This is a genomic window from Chitinophaga sp., from assembly GCF_039596455.1.
Taxonomy (GTDB): Bacteria; Bacteroidota; Bacteroidia; order Chitinophagales; family Chitinophagaceae; genus Chitinophaga.
The window spans coordinates 58172-81534 of sequence record NZ_JBCNJR010000005.1 but is presented as its reverse complement, the minus strand read 5'-3'; the positions used below and the strand labels follow the sequence as shown (position 1 = coordinate 81534).

General features: G+C 53.9%; 18 protein-coding genes. 9 read left to right on the top strand and 9 right to left on the bottom strand.

Annotated features, from left to right (window positions below):
* Window positions 1–24: 24 nt before the first annotated feature.
* Entirely contained in the window at window positions 25–522 is a 498-nt protein-coding gene (locus tag ABDW36_RS16595; protein WP_343703046.1) for a DinB family protein, read from the bottom strand.
* Between the two features lie 75 nt (window positions 523–597).
* Between ABDW36_RS16595 and ABDW36_RS16590 the strand changes: the two genes are divergently transcribed.
* Window positions 598–1422 carry a glycoside hydrolase family 16 protein gene (locus ABDW36_RS16590; protein WP_343703291.1) on the top strand — a complete coding sequence of 275 codons (825 nt, stop codon included), beginning with the start codon at window positions 598–600 and terminating at the stop codon, window positions 1420–1422.
* A gap of 7 nt (window positions 1423–1429) precedes the next feature.
* Here the strand turns inward: ABDW36_RS16590 and ABDW36_RS16585 are convergent, their stop codons facing one another.
* From ABDW36_RS16585 to ABDW36_RS16575, 3 genes are read right to left on the bottom strand one after another with little or no spacing between them, the layout of a single operon-like run.
* On the bottom strand, window positions 1430–2797 hold the full coding sequence (locus ABDW36_RS16585; protein ID WP_343703045.1) for an ATP-binding protein: 1368 nt from the start codon (window positions 2795–2797) through the stop codon (window positions 1430–1432).
* Window positions 2794–3480, bottom strand: a complete 687-nt coding sequence (locus ABDW36_RS16580) for a response regulator transcription factor (protein WP_343703044.1) — start codon at window positions 3478–3480, stop codon at window positions 2794–2796. The genes ABDW36_RS16585 and ABDW36_RS16580 overlap by 4 nt, the downstream gene beginning before the upstream one ends.
* Window positions 3481–3498: 18 nt before the next feature.
* Window positions 3499–4479, bottom strand: a complete 981-nt coding sequence (locus ABDW36_RS16575; protein ID WP_343703043.1) for a cation diffusion facilitator family transporter — start codon at window positions 4477–4479, stop codon at window positions 3499–3501.
* Window positions 4480–4550: 71 nt separating this feature from the next.
* On the opposite strand from ABDW36_RS16575, the gene ABDW36_RS16570 reads away from it, so the two are divergent.
* Window positions 4551–5093, top strand: coding sequence for a hypothetical protein (locus tag ABDW36_RS16570; RefSeq protein ID WP_343703042.1), 543 nt, complete (start codon window positions 4551–4553; stop codon window positions 5091–5093).
* A gap of 103 nt (window positions 5094–5196) precedes the next feature.
* On the opposite strand, the gene infC is transcribed toward ABDW36_RS16570, so the two are convergent.
* Window positions 5197–5934, bottom strand: a complete 738-nt coding sequence (infC, locus tag ABDW36_RS16565) for a translation initiation factor IF-3 (protein ID WP_343703041.1) — start codon at window positions 5932–5934, stop codon at window positions 5197–5199.
* Window positions 5935–6039: 105 nt separating this feature from the next.
* Window positions 6040–7983 carry a threonine--tRNA ligase gene (gene thrS, locus ABDW36_RS16560; protein WP_343703040.1) on the bottom strand — a complete coding sequence of 648 codons (1944 nt, stop codon included), beginning with the start codon at window positions 7981–7983 and terminating at the stop codon, window positions 6040–6042.
* 180 nt (window positions 7984–8163) lie between these two features.
* Between thrS and ABDW36_RS16555 the strand changes: the two genes are divergently transcribed.
* Window positions 8164–8853: a uracil-DNA glycosylase family protein gene (locus ABDW36_RS16555; RefSeq protein WP_343703039.1), complete on the top strand. Its 690-nt coding sequence runs from the start codon at window positions 8164–8166 to the stop codon at window positions 8851–8853.
* On the opposite strand, the gene ABDW36_RS16550 is transcribed toward ABDW36_RS16555, so the two are convergent.
* Together ABDW36_RS16550 and ABDW36_RS16545 are read right to left on the bottom strand one after the other, a co-directional pair.
* The gene (locus tag ABDW36_RS16550) at window positions 8843–11212 is read right to left on the bottom strand and encodes a TonB-dependent receptor (protein WP_343703038.1); all 2370 of its coding nucleotides are present in this window, start codon (window positions 11210–11212) and stop codon (window positions 8843–8845) included. The two genes, ABDW36_RS16555 and ABDW36_RS16550, sit on opposite strands and share 11 nt — an antisense overlap.
* Before the next feature lie 188 nt (window positions 11213–11400).
* Entirely contained in the window at window positions 11401–11964 is a 564-nt protein-coding gene (locus ABDW36_RS16545; RefSeq protein WP_343703037.1) for a hypothetical protein, read from the bottom strand.
* Between the two features lie 98 nt (window positions 11965–12062).
* Here ABDW36_RS16545 and abc-f point away from each other — a divergent pair, with 98 nt between their 5' ends.
* From abc-f to ABDW36_RS16530, 3 genes are all read left to right on the top strand, one after another.
* Window positions 12063–14039 (top strand): ribosomal protection-like ABC-F family protein, encoded by a 1977-nt coding sequence (gene abc-f, locus ABDW36_RS16540; protein ID WP_343703036.1) that lies wholly within the window; start codon window positions 12063–12065, stop codon window positions 14037–14039.
* A 669-nt stretch (window positions 14040–14708) separates the two neighbouring features.
* On the top strand, window positions 14709–15737 hold the full coding sequence (locus ABDW36_RS16535; RefSeq protein WP_343703035.1) for a histidine kinase: 1029 nt from the start codon (window positions 14709–14711) through the stop codon (window positions 15735–15737).
* Window positions 15734–16435 (top strand): LytTR family DNA-binding domain-containing protein, encoded by a 702-nt coding sequence (locus ABDW36_RS16530; protein WP_343703034.1) that lies wholly within the window; start codon window positions 15734–15736, stop codon window positions 16433–16435. Before ABDW36_RS16535 ends, ABDW36_RS16530 begins: the two co-directional genes overlap by 4 nt.
* Here ABDW36_RS16530 and ABDW36_RS16525 read toward each other — a convergent pair.
* Entirely contained in the window at window positions 16432–17448 is a 1017-nt protein-coding gene (locus tag ABDW36_RS16525) for a rhodanese-related sulfurtransferase (RefSeq protein WP_343703033.1), read from the bottom strand. The genes ABDW36_RS16530 and ABDW36_RS16525 overlap by 4 nt on opposite strands.
* Before the next feature lie 654 nt (window positions 17449–18102).
* Here ABDW36_RS16525 and ABDW36_RS16520 point away from each other — a divergent pair.
* The 3 genes from ABDW36_RS16520 to ABDW36_RS16510 all read left to right on the top strand — a co-directional run bounded on the left by ABDW36_RS16520 (window position 18103) and on the right by ABDW36_RS16510 (window position 23344).
* On the top strand, window positions 18103–18702 hold the full coding sequence (locus ABDW36_RS16520; RefSeq protein ID WP_343703032.1) for an RNA polymerase sigma-70 factor: 600 nt from the start codon (window positions 18103–18105) through the stop codon (window positions 18700–18702).
* Window positions 18703–18755: 53 nt separating this feature from the next.
* Entirely contained in the window at window positions 18756–19931 is a 1176-nt protein-coding gene (locus tag ABDW36_RS16515; protein ID WP_343703031.1) for a FecR domain-containing protein, read from the top strand.
* A gap of 71 nt (window positions 19932–20002) precedes the next feature.
* The gene (locus ABDW36_RS16510; protein WP_343703030.1) at window positions 20003–23344 is read left to right on the top strand and encodes a TonB-dependent receptor; all 3342 of its coding nucleotides are present in this window, start codon (window positions 20003–20005) and stop codon (window positions 23342–23344) included.
* Window positions 23345–23363 lie beyond the last annotated feature (19 nt).

Genomic DNA, 23363 nt, shown 5'->3' with positions numbered 1-23363 from the left:
ACTTTATTCCCAGTATTCCAACCCCTACTCCGGATACTTCATCGCCTCATAACCTAATAATCTTCTCCATAGCCCTATCTGCCCTATCCCGTAAGATTCCAGGTACATAAAAAAGCCAATGATCACAGAAAAAGGCTCGCTTGGCATCTCCGGAATAGGCGACGGCGGCGGAGCGTTCAGCTGATCTTCCGTTAAAGAAACCAGCTTGGCGCGCAGCACCGGGGTTATTTTGTTCCAGTCTTGCTGGTATTCCGCCAGCGGAGGATAGGTAACACCGTCCTGTATACCTTTGAAGTTCTGCAAAAACGTTTCAAACTTCGGCTCCAGCTCCAGGCCGGCGGCTTTTGCCAGCATGCAGCGCAGCTGTACCAGGTTGCCCGTTAGCCATGCCACGTGATTGGCTTTTGTATTCAGGCGGTTGTGGGCGTCTTTGTCTGAAATACCGTCTATTACATTCGGAAAAAGACTGGTATGGAGGTCATACAGCTGTATGAGGCTCTTGATTGAATTGTTCTTTTCCATGGTTATTGCTATTTATAACAAATGTAACCAAAGGCAGCAGGTTACACCGGGTGTGGATACGGCAGGATGTAGGGCATTTGCGACAATTGTAAGCCTACCAGTTTCCCGGATAATTTACCATCTTTACATATCATGAAATACCTTTTCCTTGCCGCAGCCACCCTGCTCACCGCGTACAGCTGCCGCACCCACAAATCCACTATCTCCACCCTCGTCTGGGCAGAGGAATTCAACAACAATGGCGCCCCGGACCCGCAGAAATGGGATTACGCCATCGGCACCGGCAACAACGGCTGGGGCAATGCCGAATCGCAATACTATACCAACCGGCCGGAAAATGTGACCGTATCTGACGGCACCCTCAAGATAAAAGCCCTCAAAGAGCCATATAACGGTAGTGAATACACGTCTGCGCGCCTCCTCACCAAAGGCAAATTTGCGTTCAAGTACGGTAAAATAGAAGTGCGCGCCAAACTACCGTCCGGCGGCGGTACCTGGCCCGCCATCTGGATGCTGGGCAACAATATTTCCAGCGTGGGCTGGCCGGCTTGCGGGGAGATAGATATCATGGAGCACAAAGGCAACGAGCCGGGCAAAATACATGGCACCCTGCATTACCCGGGGCACTCCGGCGCGCATGGCAACACCAACACCACGATGATCTCCAACGCTTCAACGGAGTTCCACAAATACACGGTAGACTGGACGGCCGGCACCATCAGGTTTTATATTGACGATGAGCTGTTCCATACCGTCAGCAACTCCAGCGCCATACCTTTCAACCAGGAATTTTATGTGCTGCTCAACCTTGCCATGGGTGGGCATTTCGGCGGGAAGATAGACCCGGCGTTCAGTTCCGCCGTTTTTGAGATAGATTACGTGAGGGTGTACAGGAATTAACAACACATTATTCATGCGGCAACCTCACCAGCATCACTGTTCCCTCCACCGAAGGTTCAATGTTCAGTTCCCCTGCATGCAGCTGCACAATTTTTTTGCAGATAGACAAACCCAGGCCATGGCCGCGCGTCTGCTGGGCGTTACTGCCGCGGTAGAAGGGCTCAAATACCTTGTCTGCCTCTGAAGGCGGGATACCGGGCCCGCTGTTGATGACGCGCACCAGTATGTTGCTGTTATCAAAATCTATGGTAATGCGCGCGGTATGGTCTGGCGAGAATTTGCAGGCATTGTCCGCGAGGTTGATGAACAATACTTTCAGCAGGCTTTCATTGCCGTTGCAGGTTACCAGCGTGTCCTGCTCGGGAGCGCGGAGAAACTGGATGTCTACGCGGGCGCTGCTCTTGCGCTTTTCGCGGATCACTTCCGCCGTTTCCCACAGCAGCTCGTCAATGCGCACGGGCGTGAACACAAACTCCTGGCGGTTCAGCTCTGATTGCGCCAGCTGCAGCAGGCCGTTGGTAAGCTCAGACAATCCTTCCGCGTCTTCCAGTACAGATTGCAGCACGGCCTGGTACTCCTCCCCGCTCCGGCTTTTGGCCAGCGTTACCTGCAGCTGGCTGATGATGGAGGCCAGCGGGGTGCGCAGCTCGTGGGAGGCATTACTGACAAAACTTTTCTGCAAATCAAACGAGTGGCTGAGGCGCTGCAGCATGGTGTTGAAATTGGCGCCCAGCTGGGCTATTTCGTCTTTCCCTTTTACGGCCACGCGGGAGTTTTGCAGGTTGTTGGCGTTGATCTGGTCTGCCTGCTCCACCAGCCGGTCTATGGGCTGCACCATTTTACGGGCAAAAAAGTAACCGATGCCCACCAGCAATACCACGGCCGCAGCCAGTTCTATCAGCAAGATGCGGCGCAGGTTCTGCAGATTCTGAAAACCGTATTTGTCGAAAGAAGAAACGAGCACCGTTACAGACACATTGTCTTCCCGGTAGTGGATGCCTACGGTTTCCCCGTTGCTGTCGTTTTGATGGTATTGCCCGTGCTCCCTGATGTAGTTGAGCAGGTAACGCGGGGTGCGCACCGCGGTGTCCAGCATATTGGTGTAAAGCAGCTTGTAATCGTCACTGTACACCAGGATGCTTTCCTGGTAAAGGTCCTGGAAGGTGGTTTTATCCAGCTTGCGCAGCAGCCCTATCTGCACCTGGTCATTCTCGATGATCACAGCGCCAATGGAGCGGGCGCGGTACTCCAGCCGGTCAAGGTATTCAGCGCGGCGACTTTGGGCGGAGAAATAATACGCCAGCACGGCAAAAGCTATCAGCAGAAAGGCTGCAGACAGCGTATAATAAAGGGCTATTTTGTATTTGATCTTCATTCTTCGGCCAGGTAATACCCCATTCCCGTTTTGGTATGCAGCAATTTGCGGTCAAAGTCTTTGTCTATTTTTTTCCGGAGGAAGTTGATGTACACTTCTATCACATTGGTGCCCGTATCGAAATCGATATTCCACACCCTTTCCGCAATGGTGGTCTTTGAAATCACCTTGCCTTTGTGCAGGGCCAGCAGCTCCAGCAGCTGGAATTCCTTGGCGGTGAGGGGTATTTTTTTACCGCTGCGCCATACTTCCTTGCGCTCCCGGTCTATTTCAAGATCGGCAATTACCAGTTTGAAACGCTGGTCAGGTACTACATCCGCACCGGCCCTTTTGAGGAATACGCGGATGCGGGCCAGCAGCTCCCGGAAGTCGAAGGGTTTTACCAGGTAATCATCCGCGCCCAGTTCAAAGGCCTGCATCTTGTCATCCATACCCCCAAGCGCCGTGAGCATGATCACCGGCACCTTGCTGTTGCGGCGGCGTATCACTTCGCAGATCTCGTAGCCGTTATTATAGGGCAGGTTGAGGTCGAGTATCACCAGGTCAAAGTCTTGCCCGGCGGCCAGGCTTTTGCCCATGCGGCCGTCATACGCCACTTCCACTTCAAAACCGTTCTCTTCCAGCCCCTTTTTTACGGCGTTGGCTACTTTTACCTCGTCTTCTACGATCAGTATCCTTTGCATATTGCTAATCTAGGAAATTCATTCCGTATGCTTGCGGTTGGGCAGCACATTCTCCCGGCTCCAGGTGATCTTGTTCGTGAACGGATGACTGCGCACCGCACAGTTTTCCACCTGGCAGTGCTGGCAGCTGGCGGGGATGCAGGGGTCTATATGAATGAAAAACTCCACTTCGTGCGCGCCCAGCTCCCGGTTCACCAGCTCTTCCATTTCTTTCACGGCGTCATGCGCCTGCTCCAGGGAAAGATAGTACGGCAGGGTAACGTGGGAGTCTATATGGTAATTATTGCCGTACTGCTGCACGCGCATGTTGTGTACATCTATCCATACCGGGCGGCGGTGGCGGTTGAGGATGTCAATCACCCGGTCTACCACTTTCATGTCTGTTTCGTCCATCAGCCCTGAAATAGACTGCCGCATCAGCTGGTAGCCTTTCCGGAGTATCAGCAGGGCAATGATCACGGAGGCCACCGGGTCTATCCAGGTTTGGCCGGTAAAGTAAAGGATAACGAGGGCGATGATGAGCGCGGCGGAACTGTATACGTCTGTGAGGATGTGCTCCCCGTTGCCGGTGAGGGTGATAGATGGCAGGCGCCGGCCGGAACGTTTGAGGTAAAGGCCCAGCAGGAGGTTTACGATGGCCGTAATGCCGATCACCCAGATGCCCGCATCTATTTCCCTTAGCTCCGGTTTCAGGATGAAGAACTGCACGGCCTTGAACAGGATAAGTATACCGGCAATGAAGATCATGGCGCCTTCAAAACCGATGGAGAAAAATTCTACCTTGCCGTGGCCGTAGGGGTGGTTCTCGTCTTTCGGCTTGCCGGCCAGGTAAATGCTGTAGCAGGCAAAACCGCCGGCTACCACGTTAATGATAGATTCGAGCGCGTCAGACAAAATGGCCACGGAACCGGTAAGAAAGTAGGCCGAGAATTTGGCTACCGTCAGTACCAGGCTGATGCCCAGCGAAAGCAGGATGATGCGCAGTTCTTTTCTGATCAAAACGGCAGGTTTTGTTGGATATGGCAAAGAAAAAGGAAATTTCGTTAACTTCTTCCCTTGTATTTTTGCGTATGCACCTCCGTGAGGAAATACTGAAAGAAAACTCCAGGGCCCAAACGCTCCGTATTGCCCATTGGGTGGGCAAGGACCCCGAACGCACCGCCGCGCTCGCCCACCTCTTCCTGCATGATGAATACCGCGTGGTACAGCGTGCCGCCTGGATACTGAGTTATGTGGCTTCCAGCCACCCTTCCCTGCTGCAGCCTCACCTGCCGCAGATGGTGGCGCGCATGGGAGACCCCGGCATACCGGTGGCGGTTAAACGAAATGTTGTGCGCATCCTGCAGTTCATGACCGTTCCGGAAGCATTGCAGGGGCCGGTGATGGACTATTGTTTCCGCTTCCTGGAAGACCCCGCTGAAACTATTGCCGTGCGGGCTTTTTCCATGACGGTGCTGGCCAACCTGGCGCAGCAGTACCCTGACATCCGGCATGAGATCATTTTGCTGATAGAAGAGCAGCTGCGGGAAGGGGCTTCACCAGGGTTTAGAAGCCGGGCAAAAAAGACGCTGGCGCAGCTGGAGAAGCTGGGGAAGAAAGAGCGGCGTCATTGACGGCGCCGCAACACGCCGGCCGGTTAGTTCGCATATTCACCGCACAAAAAAAGCCCGGAGCATCCTCCGGGCTATATAAATCTATTTCGATAACACTTAAAAACTAGTTATTACCTGCAGGCTTGTCTTCCGCCGGTTTATCAGCCGGAGGCCTGTTGGCATATTTGATCTCGATGGGCCTTCTCGCAGGCGCAGGGGCCGGCGCCGCCTGTTCGCCGCCTTCACGGGGCTCACGCGGCTCTTTGGGGGCCTTTTCTCCACCCGGTTTCTTTTTGGCGGATTTGGGCGCAAAGATGGCAATCATGCGTTTGCCTTCCATCAGCGGCATCCCTTCCAGGGCGCCTACCTCTGCCAGGCGTTCAGCGAACTTCAGCAGTATCAGCTCTCCGCGCTCCTTGAACATGATGGCGCGGCCTTTGAACTGCACGTATGTTTTAACCTTGTTGCCTTCCTTCAGGAATTTTTCGGCATGTTTGGCTTTGAAGTCAAAATCGTGATCATCGGTGTTAGGCGTGAAGCGGATCTCCTTCACTTCGCTCTTGTGAGCGTTGGCCTTCATTTCCTTCTCTTTCTTCTTCTTCTCGTAAAGGAATTTATTGTAATCGATGATGCGGCAAACAGGGGGAGCCGCATTGGGGGATATTTCTACCAGGTCAAGCCCTTGGTCTTCCGCCATGCGCAATGCCTCATCGGTTCTGTACACGCCAGGCTCCACATTATCGCCCACCAACCTGATTTCTGGAACACGGATCATCCTGTTGGTACGATGTTCCTGTTGTTGTTCTCTTCTGAAATTCGGGTTTCTACCCCGGTTAAAGTTTGGTCTTGGTCCTTGTTGCATTAAAATGTTGAATTGTTAGATAATAATGATGATACTGCCGGTGGACTTTTCAAAACCAACAATAGCATACTACTGGTTAAAATTTGTTTTATGAAAACAAGCAGATCATTCAAAAGGTTTGCGGTTCACCACTTCGTCCTCCACCACTTTGATAAACTCCGCCGTTCCCATGGTCCCGAGATCTCCTTTGGCCTGCCGGCGCACCGCTACTTTGCCGTCTGCTTCCTCTTTTTCTCCTACCACCAGCATGTACGGTATTTTTGCCAGCTCTGCCTCCCTGATCTTTTTACCGATCTTTTCGTTTCTATCATCAATTTCAGCGCGAATTTCCGCTTTTTTTAGCAATTCTGCCACTTTTTCTGAATATGGCAGGAACTTGTCACTGATGGGCAATATTTTCACCTGCGTGGGGGTCAGCCAGAGGGGGAATTTGCCTGCGCAGTGCTCTATCAGCACGGCAATGAACCGCTCCAGGGAGCCGAAAGGCGCCCGGTGGATCATGACGGGCCGGTGCGGCTTGTTGTCCGCCCCGATGTATTCCAGCTCAAAACGCTCCGGCAGGTTGTAGTCCACCTGGATGGTACCCAGCTGCCACTTGCGGCCCAGAGCGTCTTTCACCATAAAATCAAGTTTCGGGCCGTAAAATGCCGCTTCCCCGTATTCCACCACGGTGCGCAGCCCTTTTTCGGCGGCAGATTCAATAATGGCCTGCTCCGCCAGGTTCCAGTTCTCGTCTGAACCGATGTATTTGCTCCGGTCTTCCTGGTCACGCAGGGAGATCTGGGCGGTATAATCCGTAAAGTTAAGGCTGTTGAATACGTAGAGCACCAGGTCTATCACCTTGCAGAACTCTTCCTTCACCTGGTCTGGCCGGCAGAACAGGTGGGCGTCGTCCTGCGTAAAGCCGCGCACCCTGGTCAGGCCGTGCAGCTCGCCGTGCTGCTCGTAGCGGTATACGGTGCCGAACTCCGCAAAGCGTACCGGCAGGTCTTTGTAAGACTTGGGAGACGCCTTGTAGATCTCGCAGTGGTGGGGGCAGTTCATCGGTTTGAGCAGGAACTCCTCTCCCTCTTCCGGCGTATGGATGGGCTGGAAGCTGTCTTTCCCGTATTTCTCGTAGTGCCCGGAGGTGATGTACAGGTTTTTGTTGCCGATGTGCGGGGTCACCACCGGCAGGTAGCCGCTTTCCACCTGGGCTTTCTGTAAAAAGTTCTGCAGGCGCTCCCGCAGCATGGCCCCTTTGGGCAGCCACAGCGGCAGGCCCAGCCCTACCTTTTCGGAAAAGGCGAACAGCTCCAGCTCCTTGCCCAGCTTGCGGTGGTCGCGTTTTTTTGCTTCCTCCAGCAGGGTCAGGTACTCGTCCAGCTCCTTCTGGGAGGGGAAAGTGATACCGTAGATGCGGGTCAGCATTTTGTTGTTCTCGTTCCCCAGCCAGTACGCGCCGGCAATATTGGTGAGCTTTACGGCCTTGATGAAGCCGGTGCTGGGAATGTGCGGGCCGCGGCACAGGTCTGTGAAGTTGCCCTGGGTGTAAAAGGTGATGGAGCCGTCTTCCAGCTTCTGCAGGAGGTCCAGCTTATAAGGGTCGTTCTTTTCCGTAAAGTACTGGATGGCATCGGCCTTGGACACGTCCTTGCGCACGTAAGCGTTGTTCTGTTTGGCCAGTTCGTTCATTTTGGCCTCCAGCTGGCGCAGCTCCTCGTCGGAGATGGCGCGGCCGTCCAGGTCCACATCATAGAAAAAACCGCCGTTTTCCAGCGGGGGGCCGTAGCCGAACTTCACTCCCGGGTACAGGCTTTCCAGCGCCTCCGCCATCAGGTGGGCGGAAGAGTGCCACATGGTTGCCTTGCCGTCAGCGTCCGTCCAGGTCAGCAGTTGCAGGGTGCCGTCTTTCGTAATGGGGCGGGTAGCGTCTACCACCTGTCCGTTAATTTTAGCCGCCAATACCTTGCGGGCCAGTCCTTCGCTGATGGATTTTGCAATGTCCAGTGCTGATACGCCTTGTTCGTACTGTCTTACCGCGCCGTCCGGGAATGTAATGTTGATCATAAATCCTTTTCTCAAATAAAATGCATGCGAAATTACGAAATCAATTATGAATTGCAGCACCAGCCTTATACAAATTATTGCGAATTACGATGAATCGACTGTAATGCAAACGCAGCGCCTGTTCCGCCGTGTCAAAACCGGATGCCCGCCGCCTACGGCAGATTCCCTTATTTTAGCGCCATGAAAACAATGGCAGACAAGATCATCCACTTCAACACCCACCTCGCCTTCAAAGGCACGCTGCCCCCCGGCATCCGCATCATGAACCCCTTCCGGGAGCAGCCGGGCGTGGTAGACATCATGACCACCTTCTACCGCAAGTTCTACAACGATACCCGCCCCCGCAAACTCATACTGGGCATCAATCCCGGCCGTTTCGGCGCCGGGGTGACGGGCATTCCCTTCACTGATTCCGTACGCCTGGCAGACCCCTGCGGCATTGAGATACCCGGTATCAAAACCTACGAGCCCTCTTCCGTTTTTGTATACGATGTAATTGCCGCCTATGGCGGCCCGAAGGCTTTTTACGGCGATTTTTTCATCGGCGCCATGTCTCCCCTGGGCTTTACCACCCTCAAACCGGGCGGCAAGGAGGTGAACTACAATTACTACGACAGCAAGGCGCTGACAGACGCGGTGATGGACTTTATGCTGGACTGCCTCCGCAAACAGCTGGCGCTGGGGCTGGACGCGCAGGTGGCCTACGTGCTGGGCACCGGCAAAAACGCGGCTTTCATCAGCAAACTGAATGAGCAATACGGCTTTTTTGAGCGTATTGAGCCCCTGGAGCACCCCCGGTTTATCATGCAGTACCGGCTGAAACGGAAAGAAGAGTACATCAACAAGTACCTGGAGGCCTTTAAAATTTAAAATCCCAGGTAACAGCAGGAATGATGGGAAACAGAGACACCTGTTTGGCCTTTATTTCCAGGTCTCCGTTCAGCACCGCGCCGGTCTGGTCAAAGTAAATGAAATACGGGTTCAGGCGGCTGTAGGTGTTGTAGATGGAAAACGCCCAGTTGCTGGTGAATTTGCGGCCCGGTTGCTTCTTCCGGGGCGTGTAAATGGCCGAAAGGTCCAGCCGGTGGTAGGGTTTCATCCGGTAGCTGTTCAGCTCGCCATACTCCTGCATCAGCACGCCTTCCACAAAATAGAACTTCTCCGGCAGCGTGGTGGTGTTGCCCGAACCGAAAATGAACACGCCGGAAAAGCTCCAGCGGGGGTTCAGGTCATACATGGCCACCAGCGCCAGATCGTGCCGCCGGTCATATTTGGCAGGGAAACGGTTGCCGCCGTTCAGGTCGGGAAACTGCCGCCAGGTCCACGCCAGGGTATAGCCCACCCAGCCCGTCAACTTCCCTTTTATTTTACGGAGAAACAGCTCCAGGCCGTAAGCGTAGCCGCGGCCGAACACAAATTCCTCTTCCGGGTCGTTTAAAGACGGGGTGTAGCCGGAGCGGTATTCTATCTGGTTCTGCAGGTCTTTGTAGTAGGCCTCGGCAGAGGCTTCCCAGGCATTCTCCTTAAAGTTGCGGTAATAGCCCACGGCATACTGCCAGGAGAACTGCGGTTTTACATTCAGCGTGCTGGGCACCCAGATGTCTGTAGGCAAGGTGCTGCCGGCATTGGTGACCAGGTGAATGAACTGGTTGTTGCGGGTAACAGACGCCTTGACGGAGTTTTCGTTGTTCCAGGCATAGCGGAGAAGGATACGCGGCTCAAAACCGCCGTAGCTCCGCACTTCCTGGCCCCGGCCATAGGTAACGCTGTCTGTTTTGTTGCCGTCTTCGTCACGGATGTAACGGGTGTAAGGGCCTATCTGCCGGAAACCGCTGTAGCGGAGGCCAATGTTGACCTTTACCTTTGGACTGATCTCCCAGTCGTCTTGTATATACAGCGCCGCTTCATGGGCGTATTTGCGGAAACCGTTATCAGGCTTGAAGGTAGTGGTATCCTGGCTGCCGCTGACGGAAGACGGGGTGAAACGGTGGTAGATGTAGTTGCCCCCGAATTTCAGGTGATGTTTGAAGTTGATGAAATAATCAAAGTCCAGCTTGCCGTTGTAATCCCGGATGCCGGAGTTGAGGTTGATGCGGAAGGTTTGCTGCACCGCGCTGAACTCGAACTTGTAGTCATTGTAGATCAATGAGGTGTTGGCAAATAGTTTTTTGCTGAACACGTGGTTCCAGCGCAGGGTGGCCGTGTTGTTGCCCCAGGGGATGTGCGTTTCGAAGCTTCTGCCGCTGTTGCGGTAGCGGAATACGTCACGGCCCAGGTAACCGCTGAGAAAAAGACGGTCTTTATCCGAAAAGCGGTAGTTCACCTTGGCGTTGAGATCATGAAAGTGATAGCCGGAGCCGTAGAACGAGCTTCTTTTTTTCACGAAGGGTTTGGCGAGGATGTCTGCGTAGGTTCTTCTCCCGGAAAGGATAAAGCTGGCCTTGTCTTTCACCAGGGGGCCCTGAATACTGAGCCGGGAGGCAATAGCGCCAATGCCTCCTTCTACCTGGAACGCCTGGTTATTGCCGTCTTTCATCACCACATCCAGCACGGAAGAGAGCCGCCCGCCGTAATTGGCCGGCATGCCGCCTTTGGTGAGGGTAATGTCGCGGATGGCGTCTGCATTGAAAACGGAAAAGAACCCGAAGAGGTGGCCCGTGTTATACACCGGCGCCTCATCCAGCAGAATGAGGTTCTGGTCAGGCGCGCCACCCCGCACGTAAAAGCCCGCATTGCCCTCTCCTGCCGCCTGTACGCCCGGCATCAGCTGTATGGCCTTGAGGGGGTCTACCTCTCCCATCAGGGCCGGCAGTTTTTTCATTTGTTCGGCCGCCAGCTCCACCTTTCCCATTTCCGTGTTTTTCACGTTCTCGTCTTTCCGTTTTTCCATGATCACAATTTCGCGGGCCTGGAAAGACCTGGGCACCAGGGAGGCGCTGAGGCTCAGCGGGCCCTTGCCCACCTCAATGGTCTTTTCCTGTGCTTCGTAACCTATAAAAGAAAAAACGAGCGTATAGGTGCCGGGTGTGAGGGTAATAGCATAAAAACCGTAGGTGTTGGATTGTACCCCGCTGCTGGTGCCTTTGATGCCGATGCTGGCGCCCATGAGAGATTCTCCGGAGGTGCTGTCACGCACGTAACCGCTAACGGCAAAGCGCTGCTGCGCAAGGAGCGGCTGCGAGAAAAAACAGGCTGACAATAAAAGAAAGATATGGTAACCAACCTTCATCCCGAACTGATTTGCAAATGATCAACGCCGGGTATGCGGGAAAACAGGAGGAACTACGGGAAGGGTTTCACCGATGTCCGTGGTACATGGAAAACAGGAGGAACTACGGGAAGACTTCGCCGTTCGCGGCATACGGGATGAACAGGACTACGCCGCCAATGCCGCCGGCATGGCGGCTATCTGCACCGCTAAAACTTCAGTGTGTCTGTTACAGAGCCGCAGTGCAGCATTTCATCACCAAAATAAGGGTTGAGGATTTCCGCCTTGTCGCTCAGCCAATACGCGCCGCGGTCGTTAAACGCCATCGGGCAGTACTGCCTGAAAACGGTGGTATTTTTAAGCCCGGCAATCAACAGAAAATCGTACAGCTGGTCAGATACCATCTGGAAAGAGAGGCGGCGGCCTTCCAGCCCTGCTTTTTCCAGCAGCATGCCTTGCAGTTCCGCGGAAATACCGCCTACCTGCCCGGTCAGCAGGCTGGTGCGGGAAGAGTCCAGCCCCATGCGGGCTACCGGCAAGCTGTCCAGGTGATACTGGAGCGCGGCGCCGGCAATGTCTGCCGCCAGGGTGTCTGCTTTTACCAGGGCGGCGGATAGCTGGTAATATGCCGTCATGGTCACATGCATGGAATCGTAAAACTCCTGGGGAAATACGCCGCCAATGGCTTCCAAAGGCTTGTCTTCCGCCGCTTTTTCTTCCCCGTTGCTGGTCTGTGGCTGATTGCAGGCCGCAAAAACCGCTGTGAGGGCCATTATTCCTAAAATTCCGCGTATTCCCATGAGTGTCCTTTTGCAGCAAATATAGCACCAAAAAATATACTATCTTTGCGGGTTTAATAGCAATTTGACCTATGCTCATCGCACTGCAGGATATTACATTTGAATTTGGCGCAAGAACCATCATCGAAGATTCTTCCTTGCATATCATTCCCGGAGACCGCATCGGGCTTATTGGCCTGAACGGTACGGGCAAGTCTACCCTGCTCCGCATCATCAACGGAGAATATACTGTTTCCAAAGGCAGCATCAACAAAATACGCAACCTCAGCATCGGGTTCTTCAACCAGGACCTGCTGAGCTTTGAAACAGACGAGTCCATCCTCAGCGTGGGCATGACAGCCTTTGAGCAGGCCCTGAAAGTGGAAAAAGAACTGGAGGAGCTGACCGCCAAACTGGAGCACTCGCAAGATGACGCGCTGCTGCATGAATATGCGGACAAATTGCATGAATTTGACACGCTGGACGGGTATAACATCCGCCACAAAACCGCCACCGTGCTGGAAGGCCTCGGCTTCAGCACGGCAGACCTGGAACGCCCCTACAGCGAATTTTCAGGCGGCTGGCGCATGCGCGTACTGCTGGCCAAACTCATTTTGCAGCAGCCTGACGTGCTGATGCTGGACGAACCTACCAACCACCTCGATCTCCCCTCCATTGAATGGCTGGAAAAATACCTGTCCAATTACAGCGGCGCGGTGATCATTGTGTCTCACGACCGTTTCTTCCTGGACAAAATGGTGAACAAGATCGTAGAAGTGTACCAGCAGCAGCTGCACCACTACGCCGGCAACTACAGCGACTACGAAGAGGAAAAAGCCCTCCGCCGGGAGCTGCAGCAGCGCGCCTATGAAAACCAGCAAGACTACATCCGCCAGCAGGAGCGGTTCATAGAACGCTTCAAGGCAAAAGCCTCCAAGGCCGCGCAGGCACAGAGCATTGCCAAGCGGCTTGACAAGCTGGAACGCGTGGAACAGGTAGACGGCGGCCCGTCAAAGATCAGGATGAACTTTTCCGTTGACAAAATGCCCGGCAAGATCCTCTGCACATTAGATAATGTCAGCAAATCTTTCGGCAACCTGCACGTTCTCAAACACGCCAAAGCGGAAATCAACCGCGGCGATAAAATAGGCCTCATTGGCGCCAACGGCAAGGGTAAATCCACCCTGCTGCGCGTGATTGCCGGCACAGAGCCCATCCAGGGCACCCGCATCCCCGGCCACAACGTGGTAACCAGTTTCTATGCACAGCACCAGCTGGAATCTCTCCACCTCGATAATGAGATACTGGAAGAGCTGAAAAGCTGCGGCAGCGGTAAAACCGAAATGGAGCTGCGCTCCCTGCTGGGTTGCTTCCTGTTCCAGGGTGACGACGTGTTCAAAAAGATCCGCATCCTGTCCGGTGGCGAAAAGGCCCGCGTGGCGCTGGCCAAGGTGATCATCAGCCAGGCCAACTTCCTGATGCTGGACGAACCGACCAACCACCTGGACATGAACTCCGTGGAAATGCTCATTGACGCGCTCGGCAAATACGAAGGCAGCCTGGTGCTCGTTTCTCACGACCGTTACTTTGTCAGCAAAACCGCCAACAAGATCTGGGAGATCGTAGACGGCGAGATCAAGGAATTCAAAGGCACCTACACCGAATGGGAGGAATGGAAAAAACGCCAGGCCCTGGCCGCCCTGCCCCCCAAACCGGATAAAAAGGAAAAAGCCACGCCTGCCGCCGCAGCCACCGCTGCACCGCAACCAGCCAAAGCCCCCGCTGCGCCCGCCGCCCCCAAAGGCGCTATAGACAAAGACCTGCAGCGGGAACTGCAAAAGCAGCAGAAACAGTTCCAGCGGCTGGAACAACAGATTGCCGCGCTGAAAGACAAAACGCAGCAACTGGAAGCAGACCTCGCCAACCCCGAGGTTTACAGTGACAAACAAAAGTTCGTCACCGCAGAAACCGCCTACAAGAACGCTACCGCTGAACTGGAAAAAGCCAACAAGGAATACGAATCGGTATTTGAAAAGGTAATGGAACTGGAGGAAAAGATGCAGGGGTAAAACAAGCTGCCCTATAACAACGCTTTGCCCCGGCACCTGCCGGTACTTCCACTCCTCCCCCGTCAGTCTCTTTCCCTTCCGGGCTGCAGCAAAAAACGCAGCGCGGGCCGCTTTGCCTGTCAGTTCCTTTCCGGACCGCCCGCCGCCGCAGCTTCCAGTGTTTCAGCCGCATGAGCCGGCCGCCTGTTAAAAAATTCCGGGGGAAGGGGATGCGCCGCAAGAAACTCCCTGGCTTCCTTTCTTAACTGCAATACATTCGGGCAATTTGCCGTACGCTGTTCCCAGATATCGGCATCGTTCATAACATGCCTGCGTTTTTTTGTTAAATTCATAATGATCGGTTTTTATAAAAGTTTTCTTGTAACTGCAAATGCATCGTAATTCACATTCTTCACAGCAGGCACGTGATTCTCTAAATCATATTTCACAATTTTCGGGATCACTCCCCTTGGGCCAACACTGTCAAATGTGTACGTCAATGATGAAACACTGACCGAATAAGGATATCTTTCCAAATGCATAACGTTAACAAACAATTGAACACAAAAGAACACCTTCCTTTTCAGAATTTTTCACACCTGTGAACTTTTTTTTTTGCATTTCATCCCGCATTCCGCGCCCTTCGTGTAATCTGAATGTGCCGATAAAAGCTTACATTTAAATTGCCGTATGAACGTTCTCCGAAAGATCATCCACTGGCGCCTTCACCACGTGCTGTTCTGGCTGGCATTTTTTGTGGTCTGGCTCACATTGCGGATAGATGATTACCCGGATGTGCTGCCCACCGTCCTTGCCGGTCTGCTGAAAGTGCTGTCTCTCGCCGCAGCCGTTTATTTCACCAACTACGTGCTCATCCCCCGTTACCTGTACACCAAACGGTATTTCGCCTTCCTGCTCGCTTTCACCGCCCTCGTATTCGTCACCGGCTTCATCGTCATCAGGCTGCTGGACCTCATTTTGCAGCCTTACGCCTCCAGCATCACCCATTGGCCCAATCAAACGCTCAACAGCCAGCTGTACGACGTGTATATTCCCCTCTTTTTTATGGTAGGCGCCGCAGCAGGCATCAAATTCTACATAGACCAGCTCCGCACGCTCAACCGCCTGCAAAGCGCCCTGCGCGCAGGCGCTGAACAGGAGCTGCAATACCTCCGCTCCCAGATCAACCCGCATTCGCTTTTCAATTCCCTCAATACCATCTACTTCCTGATAGACAAGGAAAACCGCCAGGCCCGCGAAACACTGATGAAGTTCTCGGAACTGCTGCGCTACCAGCTATATGAATGCAATACGGAACGGATCAGCATTGAAAAGGAAGTGCTCTACCTCCGCAACTACGTGGCCATTCAGCGCCTGCGGCATGGGGAACAATACCGGATAGCGTTCAGCAGCGCCCCTGAAGTGAAAGATTTCAGCATTGCGCCGCTGCTGCTCATCCCCTTTATTGAAAACGCTTTTAAACATGTGTCCTCCCATCTCTCCCCCAACTTCATCCATATCGATATGCACATGAACGAAGGGCAGTTCCGGCTCTCCGTAGAGAACACGCGGGAAGACAAGCCCTCCCCGGCTAACGGCGGCATAGGCCTGGCCAATGTGAAAAGAAGACTGGAGCTGCTGTACCCTGGTAAACACCAGTTGCAGATACAGAACGGTGGACATCTATATTCCGTTACCCTCAACCTCCACATAACATGACCATCCGCTGCCTCATAGTAGATGATGAACCTGTGGCCCGCAAAGGCCTCAGGGAATACATTGCAGACATTCCCTTCCTGGAGCTGGCCGGCGAGTGCGACTCCCCGGTAAAAGCGCTGGCCACCCTGCAAACACAACCCATAGACCTGCTGCTGCTGGACATACAAATGCCCCGCATGACGGGCCTGGAACTGCTACGCTCCCTCCCCCAGCCGCCGCTGGTCATATTCACCACCGCGCATCCTGACTACGCCGTGGAAAGTTTTGAGCTGAACGTGCTGGATTACCTGCTCAAACCGGTCTCTTTCGAAAGGTTCATGAAAGCCGTGATGAAAGCCCGCGCATACCTTGATACGCAGCAGAAGAAAGATGCAGACTACTTTTTTATCAAATGCGATAACCGGCTGGAAAAGATCAACTACGAAGACATACTTTTTGTAGAAGCGCTGCAGAACTATGTGGCCATCCATACGGCTGCCCGCAAGTTCACCACCTACCTCACGTTCAAGGGCGTGGAAGAATACCTGCCCGCGGAAAGGTTCGTGAAAGTGCACAAGTCGTTCATTGTGGCCATAGACAAGATCTCCAGCATTGACGGCAACGAGCTGGTGATAGGCCGGCATCACATTCCCGTCAGCAGGAACCTGAAAGATGAAGTAATGGAAAAGATATTGAACAAGCGGTACCTGAAACGTTAGGTGGTACGCCTCCGCCGCTTGTTGAACAGCATCAGCCCCTTGTCTATCCCCTTCCGCAGCTCCGCCTGCTGCTCCTCCGGCAGCGCCAGCACTTCCGTGCACGCATCGCTGCAGCAGCCCTTGTATTTGGCGGCGCATTTTTCACACTGTATAAAAAGAAGATGGCAGCCTTCATTGGCGCAGTTGGTATGCGTATCGCAAGGCTCGCCGCATTGGTGGCACTGGCTGATGATGTCTTCGCTGATGCGCTCTCCCAGGCGGTCGTCAAACACGAAGTTCTTGCCGCGGAATTTGTTGGGCAGGCCCAGCTCGCGGGCTTTATTGGTGTACTCGATAATGCCGCCTTCCAGGTGGAACACGTTTTTGAAACCCTGGTGCAGCATGTAGGCGGAGGCCTTTTCGCAGCGGATGCCGCCGGTGCAGTACATGATGATGTTCTTGTCTTTATGCGGCTGCATCATTTCCACGGCCATGGGCAATTGCTCGCGGAAGGTGGCGGAAGGCACTTCCAGCGCCTTGTCAAAGTGGCCTACTTCGTACTCGTAGTGGTTGCGCATGTCTATGATCACCGTATCGGGGTCTTCCGCCAGTTGATTGAAGGCAGCGGCGTCTACATAACGGCCGCGTTTTTCCATGTCAAACGTGGGGTCTGTAATACCGTCCGCAACGATCTTTTCCCGCACCTTGATCTTCAGCACCCAGAAAGACTTGCCGTTGTCATCTACCGCAATGTTGAGCCTGATGCCGTTGAGGAATGGAATGGCGTACAGTTGTTGCTTAAACGCCTCAAAGTGATGCTCCGGAATACTCACCTGCGCGTTGATACCTTCATGCGCCACGTAAATGCGGCCGAAAACGCCCAGGGAAGAGAGAGAAATGTACAGGCTGTCCCTGAATGCCTGCGGGTCTGCTATTTTGGCGTACTGGTAAAAGGAAACCGTTACGCGGAAAAATGTTTCTGCTGCCAGCTGGCGCTTTAGCTCAGTGGCAGACAATCTGTTATGTAATACCATGTTTGAATTTTAAGGACGAACGCCGGTCGAACAAAATTCTGTTTATACTGCCTGCCAAATAGCCGTTTGGCAGAACGCCGCAAAGGTACGAAAAATCTTTTCCACATAGGGTACCGCTATCCGCTTACCGGGTTAAAATATTGAAAACCACAACAAATTATTTAATTCGTTCATTTATAAGGATTTTTCATGCTTATGGCTGTTAAAAAGTGTGGCACGATATTCGGAAATGGGATGGTATTGCAAGAGAACGGCCCCGTGAGGACAGTCAATTATTTAACCCTAAACGCAAACCTGTATGAATATTTACGCTTACTATTTTTTCGCAGTGGTCTTAGGCCTTTGGGCATATCGCCTGGCAGTGTATTTCTTTGGCGGAGAGAATAAAACTCCCAAAAGCTCGTCCGCAAGAAACTATCGCAGAAGAATGGAACGTTCCTGACAAAGATATCAAGGCAAGCAAACGGGGCTGATCAAAAAGCATTTACAACGCTTTTGGGTCAGCCCCGGATTTTTTGTTGCATATATAATTCTCTTTTTCTACCTTAGACCCAAGGTAACTACTCCACGATTATGTCTACGCCGCAAAAAAGGCGTTTATCAACCAATAAGGGCCTGCAAACCTAAACTATCAAGATTCACAGGACCAGTACAATGAAAACTGAACATTTTTACGGTGACTATACGGATAGTGAGCTGATCAGCTACGTCATACAAGACAATGAGCATGCGTTCAACGAGCTGTTTGCCCGTTACCGCAACCGGCTGCTGGCATATTTGATGAAAGTATGCAAGAGCCCGGAAACGGCGGAGGAAATTGTGCTGGACATTTTCGTAAAAATATGGAACGGCCGCGCCACCATGCGGGAGGTGGAAAACCTGGAGGCCTTCCTCTTCACCGTGGCCCGCAACAAGGCGCTCGATTTCCTGCGGCAGGTAAAAAAGAGCCGGCAAAAGCAGGAAGCCCTCTGGCAGCATATGCAGGAGAACATGGCAGACACGGCAGACAAAAACCTGCTGCTGGAAAACCTGGAAGCCAGCATCCGCCATGCGGCGGCGGGCCTTTCGCCCCAGCGTAAAATGGTGTTCCTGCTCAGTCGTGACCATCATCTTACCTATGAACAGATAGCCGAAAAGCTGCAGCTCTCTTCCAACACTGTACGCAACCATCTTTCCGCGGCCCTGCAGGTGATCCGCGCGCATATTTCCCCCGGCCTAGACGTGATAGTGCTCTGCGCATTGCTCACGCTGTAAAAAAAATTTTCCCGCCCATTAGTACACCCTGCTTTTTTTAACGTCTCTCAGTTATGGAACAAAACGCATCACAGCGCCAGGACTATCTTTTTCAGCGGTATTTGCAGGATACCATTACTGAAGAAGAGTACGCCGAGCTTTGGGAGCTGCTGCAGCACCGGGAGCAGGAAGAGCTGCTCAGCGGCCGCCTGCAGGAGCTTTGGGAAGCTGCGCGCCATGCGCCGCCTTTGCTCAGTGATGCGCAATGGGCGGAAAAGTTCCGGAAGGCGAAGGCGGCCAAACCGGCCTTTACCTGGCGCCGCCTGCTGCCGCGCGTAGCGGCGGCCGTACTGATACTGGGCGCGGCCACAGGCGCATATTTTCTGCTGCGGCAAAAACCCGCCCCGGTTCCTGCCCTAGCGGTAGTACAGCAACCGGCAGCAAAAAAAGACCTGTTGCCGGGCGGCAGCAAAGCCGTGCTGACGCTGGCAGACGGTACGGAGCTGGTGCTGGACAGCGCGGCCAACGGCCAGGTGGGCACCCAGGGCAATATCAGCATCGTAAAGCTGGACAGTGGCCGGCTGGCCTACCAGGCGCCGGGCACAGCACCGGGAGAAGTAGTGTACAACACGCTCTCCACGCCGCGGGGCGGACAGTTCCAGCTGCTGCTGCCAGACGGTAGCCGCGCATGGCTCAACGCAGGCTCCTCCATCCGCTTCCCCAACGTCTTTGCCGGCAAGGAGCGTAAAGTAGAGGTGGCGGGCGAAGTGTATTTTGAAGTGGCCGCCGACGCGCAAAAACCTTTTGTTGTGCAGGCCGCAGGCACGCGGATAGACGTGCTGGGCACCAGCTTCAACGTACAGGCGTATGAAAACGGCCGCATGGCCACCACCCTGCTGACGGGCAGCGTAAAAGTGAGCAGGAACGGCGCTTCCATCACGCTCAAACCTTCCCAGCAGGCGCTGACCACGCAGGAAGGCACGCTTCAGCTGGTACGCCACGCCGACCTCGATGAGGTGATGGCCTGGAAGAACGGCCTGTTCTGGCTCAATGGTACAGACATGGCCACACTGGCAAAACAGCTCTCGTTATGGTATGATGTAGAAATTATTATCAGGGGAAATATTTCACAACGTTTTACTGGTACTATTCCACGCAATGTAAAAGCGTCAAGGGTGTTTGAAGTGCTGCAGGAAACCGGCAGCCTGCACTACACCATTGAAGACGGGCGCATTATTGTTTCACCGTAGATTATCCCTCATTCAGTTACCAAATTAAAGTATGATGTATGTTTGAAAATTCATTTTTCAAAAGCGCCGCCATGCTGCTAAGGTCCGCTATGCTTACACTGCTGGCCGTATGCCTGCTTTCCGGCACCGTCTCTTACGGGCAAAAGGTCAGTATTTCACAGAAAAACATGCCGCTGGCGGAAGTGCTGAAAAAGATCAGGGAACAAACCGGGTACAACTTCGTTTTTCCCAGCGATGCCATGGAAAAATCTGTACCCGTTACCCTCGATGTAAAGAACGAAGACCTGGAGCAGGTGCTCAAAACGGTTTTTGCATCACAACCGTTCACCTACTCCGTTTCCGACAAGATCATTATCGTAAAACCGCGGAAAGCGCCGGCGGCAACCTCTGCGCCAGCTGCGCAGCCCATCCAGGTAACCGGCCTGGTAACAGATGAAGACGGCACCCCGCTCACCGGCGTTACCGTGCGCATCCAGGGCAGCCCGCAGGGTACTACCACGGCTCCCAACGGCACTTTCTCCCTCCGCGCGGAACCGAACGCGGTGCTGGAGTTTTCCTTCATCGGCTTTGAAACGCAACAGGTATCCTTGCAGGGCAAAACGCACCTGGAAATAAAACTGAAAGAAAAGGCCGCCGGCCTCAATGAGCTGGTGGTAGTGGGTTACGGCACGGCTAAAAAGAAAGACCTCACCGGTTCCATCACCAGCGTAGACGCTGAAAAATACAATACGCAGGCCGCCACCAACCTCACCGAATATTTCAGCGGCACCATTGCCGGCCTCAGCTCTAACCAGGGTACCTCGGCCCAGGGCGGCGGCTCGCTGGAGATCAGGGGTACCAACTCGCTGCTGGGCCAGACTTCCCCCCTCATTGTGCTGGACGGGGTGATCTATAACGGCAACCTGCGGGATATCAGCCCCTCAGACGTAGCCACCATAGACGTGCTGAAAGATGCCAGCGCCGCCGCCGTGTATGGCTCCCGCGCGGCCAATGGCGTTATCATCGTTACCACTAAAAAAGGCGCTACCGGCCTGCCGGTGATCAACTTCTCCGCCACGGTAGGATATGCCGAAGCGGGCAACGATTACAGGCCGCTGGGGCCGCAAGGCTACCTGCAGTTCCGTAAAGACCTGTTTGACATTGTGAAGCCGCAGCATCCTTACTACTACGCCAGCCCCTTTAACCTGCCAGACAGTGTGTCTGTTGACCAGTGGCGGGCTTTCAGCAACAACCCCAATGCCAATGATACCATTGAATGGCTGGGCCGCCTGAACCTGAACGCTACCGAAATACAGAACTACCTGGCCGGGAGAACCACCAACTGGTATGACGAAGTGATGCAGAAAGGGCTGCGCGAGAATTATGACATCAGCGTATCAGGCGGCGCACCGAAGATCAACTATTACTTTTCTACCGGCTATACCCGCAATAAAGGCATAATACTGGGAGATGAAGTGAAGATCTTCCGCACCCGCCTCAACCTTGAAGCGCGCGTGGCGGACTTTATCAGGATAGGCATGAACTCCCAGTTCTCCGGAACAGACAATAGCGCCGTACCGGTCAACAACGACAACCTGGACGATTTCAGTCCCTACGGCAGCATGTACAACGCAGACGGCACTTTGAAGCTCAACCCGCAGGATGATGCCCTGTTCCGCAACCCTTTCCTTGACAACCGGTACAAAGACCAGTTCAATAAAACCAACGCGCTGTTTGCCACCTTCTACAGCGAAATCACATTGCCCTTCGGGTTCAGCTACCGTATTTCGTTCCAGAACAGGCTGGCCAACACGCGCAATTATCAGTTCTGGCCTTCCAATACGGTAACCGGCGGCATCAGCCACACTAACGGGTACGGCACCAGAGACGATGAGAATACCTATGAATGGATGGTAGACAACATTCTCCGCTGGAACAAAACCTTCGGACAGCACTCTTTTAACGTTACCTTTCTGGCTAACGCGGAAAAATGGCAGCAGTGGAGCTCCCGCCAGACCAACGAAAACTTCCAGCCTAACGGCAATCTGTCCTGGCACGGCCTGCAGTTCGGCAGCAATCCCACCCTTACCAACAACGACATGGTGCAGACCGGTGATGCACTGATGGCCCGCCTCAACTATTCGCTCAAAGACAAATACCTGCTCACCGCATCGTGGCGGCGAGACGGCTTTTCCGCCTTCGGGCAGATGCACCCGCGGGCTGACTTTCCCGCAGTAGCGCTAGGCTGGCGTATTTCAGACGAACCGTTCTTTAAAGCGAAGTGGGTAGACCAGTTGAAGCTGCGCGCCAGCTGGGGCGTGAACGGCAACCGCGCGGTACCTGGCCCTTACGCCGCCCTCTCAGACCTTGACCGCAATGTATATTCAGACGGCACCCTGGTGCTGACCGGCGTTACCAACGCCAGCATGGCCAATCCTAACCTCAAATGGGAACAAACCGAATCCTGGAATGCCGGGCTTGACCTCACGGCGTTCAATAATAGAGTGAACCTTACACTAGATGTATACCGCTCTTTCACCAACGACCTGCTGCTGAACCGCTCCCTGCCCATCATCACCGGTTACGCCAGTATGACCACCAACCTGGGCCAGCTCTCCAACAGAGGAGTGGAGCTGAACCTCAGCACGCACAACGTTCAAAACAAACGCCTCTCCTGGCGCTCCACCTTTACACTCACCGCCAACCGTAACAAGATCGAAAAACTCTGGGGAGATTATGAAACACGCGTCATCAACGGAAAAGAAGTAACGCGGGAAGTGCCGGACTATGCCAACGGCTGGTTCCCCGGCCAGTCTATAGACCGCATCTGGGCGTATGACATTGTGGGCATCTGGCAACAGTCGGAGATCAACGCCGCCCGGAAATACGGCCTCGCGCCCGGTGACTTCCGGGCCCGTGACGTGAATGGAGACAGCGCCTACCGCCAGTTTGACGACAAGGTGTTCCTTGGCTACACCACCCCGCGCTACCAGCTCGGCCTCCGGAACGATTTTACCATTCTCAAGAACATAGAGGTAATGATATTCCTCCGCGCAGACCTGGGCCAGTACGGCGCAAGAGGTGACTTTAACCGATCCGGCTCCAATGTGTATGACCGGAGCAACGCCTGGGACCTTCCTTACTGGAGCAAAACCAATCCCTCCGCCCGCTACCCGCGCCTCAACGTGAACACCATTGCCTACGAAGGAGGTATTGTGATGTACGAGTCTGCCGCCTTCCTCCGCTTGCAAGACCTGTCTGTAGCCTACAACTTCCCCAAAGCCTTGCTGGCGCCGGTGAAGCTGTCTGCCCTGAAGGTGTTTGCCAGCGCGCGCAACCTGCTCACCATCACCAAATGGACAGGCTGGGACCCGGAGTCACGCAACAACGCCATGCCGCGCATCTTTTCTGTGGGCTTAAATACAACGCTGTAAAGCATGCTTAACATTAAAT

What these genes read in the sequence shown, in the direction of transcription:
- ABDW36_RS16595 (WP_343703046.1), bottom strand. Translation starts at nt 522, where the DNA reads ATGGAAAAGAACAATTCAATCAAGAGCCTCATACAGCTGTATGACCTC.
- ABDW36_RS16585 (WP_343703045.1), bottom strand. Translation starts at nt 2,797, where the DNA reads ATGAAGATCAAATACAAAATAGCCCTTTATTATACGCTGTCTGCAGCC.
- ABDW36_RS16580 (WP_343703044.1), bottom strand. Translation starts at nt 3,480, where the DNA reads ATGCAAAGGATACTGATCGTAGAAGACGAGGTAAAAGTAGCCAACGCC.
- ABDW36_RS16570 (WP_343703042.1), top strand. Translation starts at nt 4,551, where the DNA reads ATGCACCTCCGTGAGGAAATACTGAAAGAAAACTCCAGGGCCCAAACG.
- infC (WP_343703041.1), bottom strand. Translation starts at nt 5,934, where the DNA reads ATGCAACAAGGACCAAGACCAAACTTTAACCGGGGTAGAAACCCGAAT.
- thrS (WP_343703040.1), bottom strand. Translation starts at nt 7,983, where the DNA reads ATGATCAACATTACATTCCCGGACGGCGCGGTAAGACAGTACGAACAA.
- ABDW36_RS16555 (WP_343703039.1), top strand. Translation starts at nt 8,164, where the DNA reads ATGAAAACAATGGCAGACAAGATCATCCACTTCAACACCCACCTCGCC.
- ABDW36_RS16550 (WP_343703038.1), bottom strand. Translation starts at nt 11,212, where the DNA reads ATGAAGGTTGGTTACCATATCTTTCTTTTATTGTCAGCCTGTTTTTTC.
- ABDW36_RS16545 (WP_343703037.1), bottom strand. Translation starts at nt 11,964, where the DNA reads ATGGCCCTCACAGCGGTTTTTGCGGCCTGCAATCAGCCACAGACCAGC.
- abc-f (WP_343703036.1), top strand. Translation starts at nt 12,063, where the DNA reads ATGCTCATCGCACTGCAGGATATTACATTTGAATTTGGCGCAAGAACC.
- ABDW36_RS16535 (WP_343703035.1), top strand. Translation starts at nt 14,709, where the DNA reads ATGAACGTTCTCCGAAAGATCATCCACTGGCGCCTTCACCACGTGCTG.
- ABDW36_RS16530 (WP_343703034.1), top strand. Translation starts at nt 15,734, where the DNA reads ATGACCATCCGCTGCCTCATAGTAGATGATGAACCTGTGGCCCGCAAA.
- ABDW36_RS16525 (WP_343703033.1), bottom strand. Translation starts at nt 17,448, where the DNA reads ATGGTATTACATAACAGATTGTCTGCCACTGAGCTAAAGCGCCAGCTG.
- ABDW36_RS16520 (WP_343703032.1), top strand. Translation starts at nt 18,103, where the DNA reads ATGAAAACTGAACATTTTTACGGTGACTATACGGATAGTGAGCTGATC.
- ABDW36_RS16515 (WP_343703031.1), top strand. Translation starts at nt 18,756, where the DNA reads ATGGAACAAAACGCATCACAGCGCCAGGACTATCTTTTTCAGCGGTAT.
- ABDW36_RS16510 (WP_343703030.1), top strand. Translation starts at nt 20,003, where the DNA reads ATGCTGCTAAGGTCCGCTATGCTTACACTGCTGGCCGTATGCCTGCTT.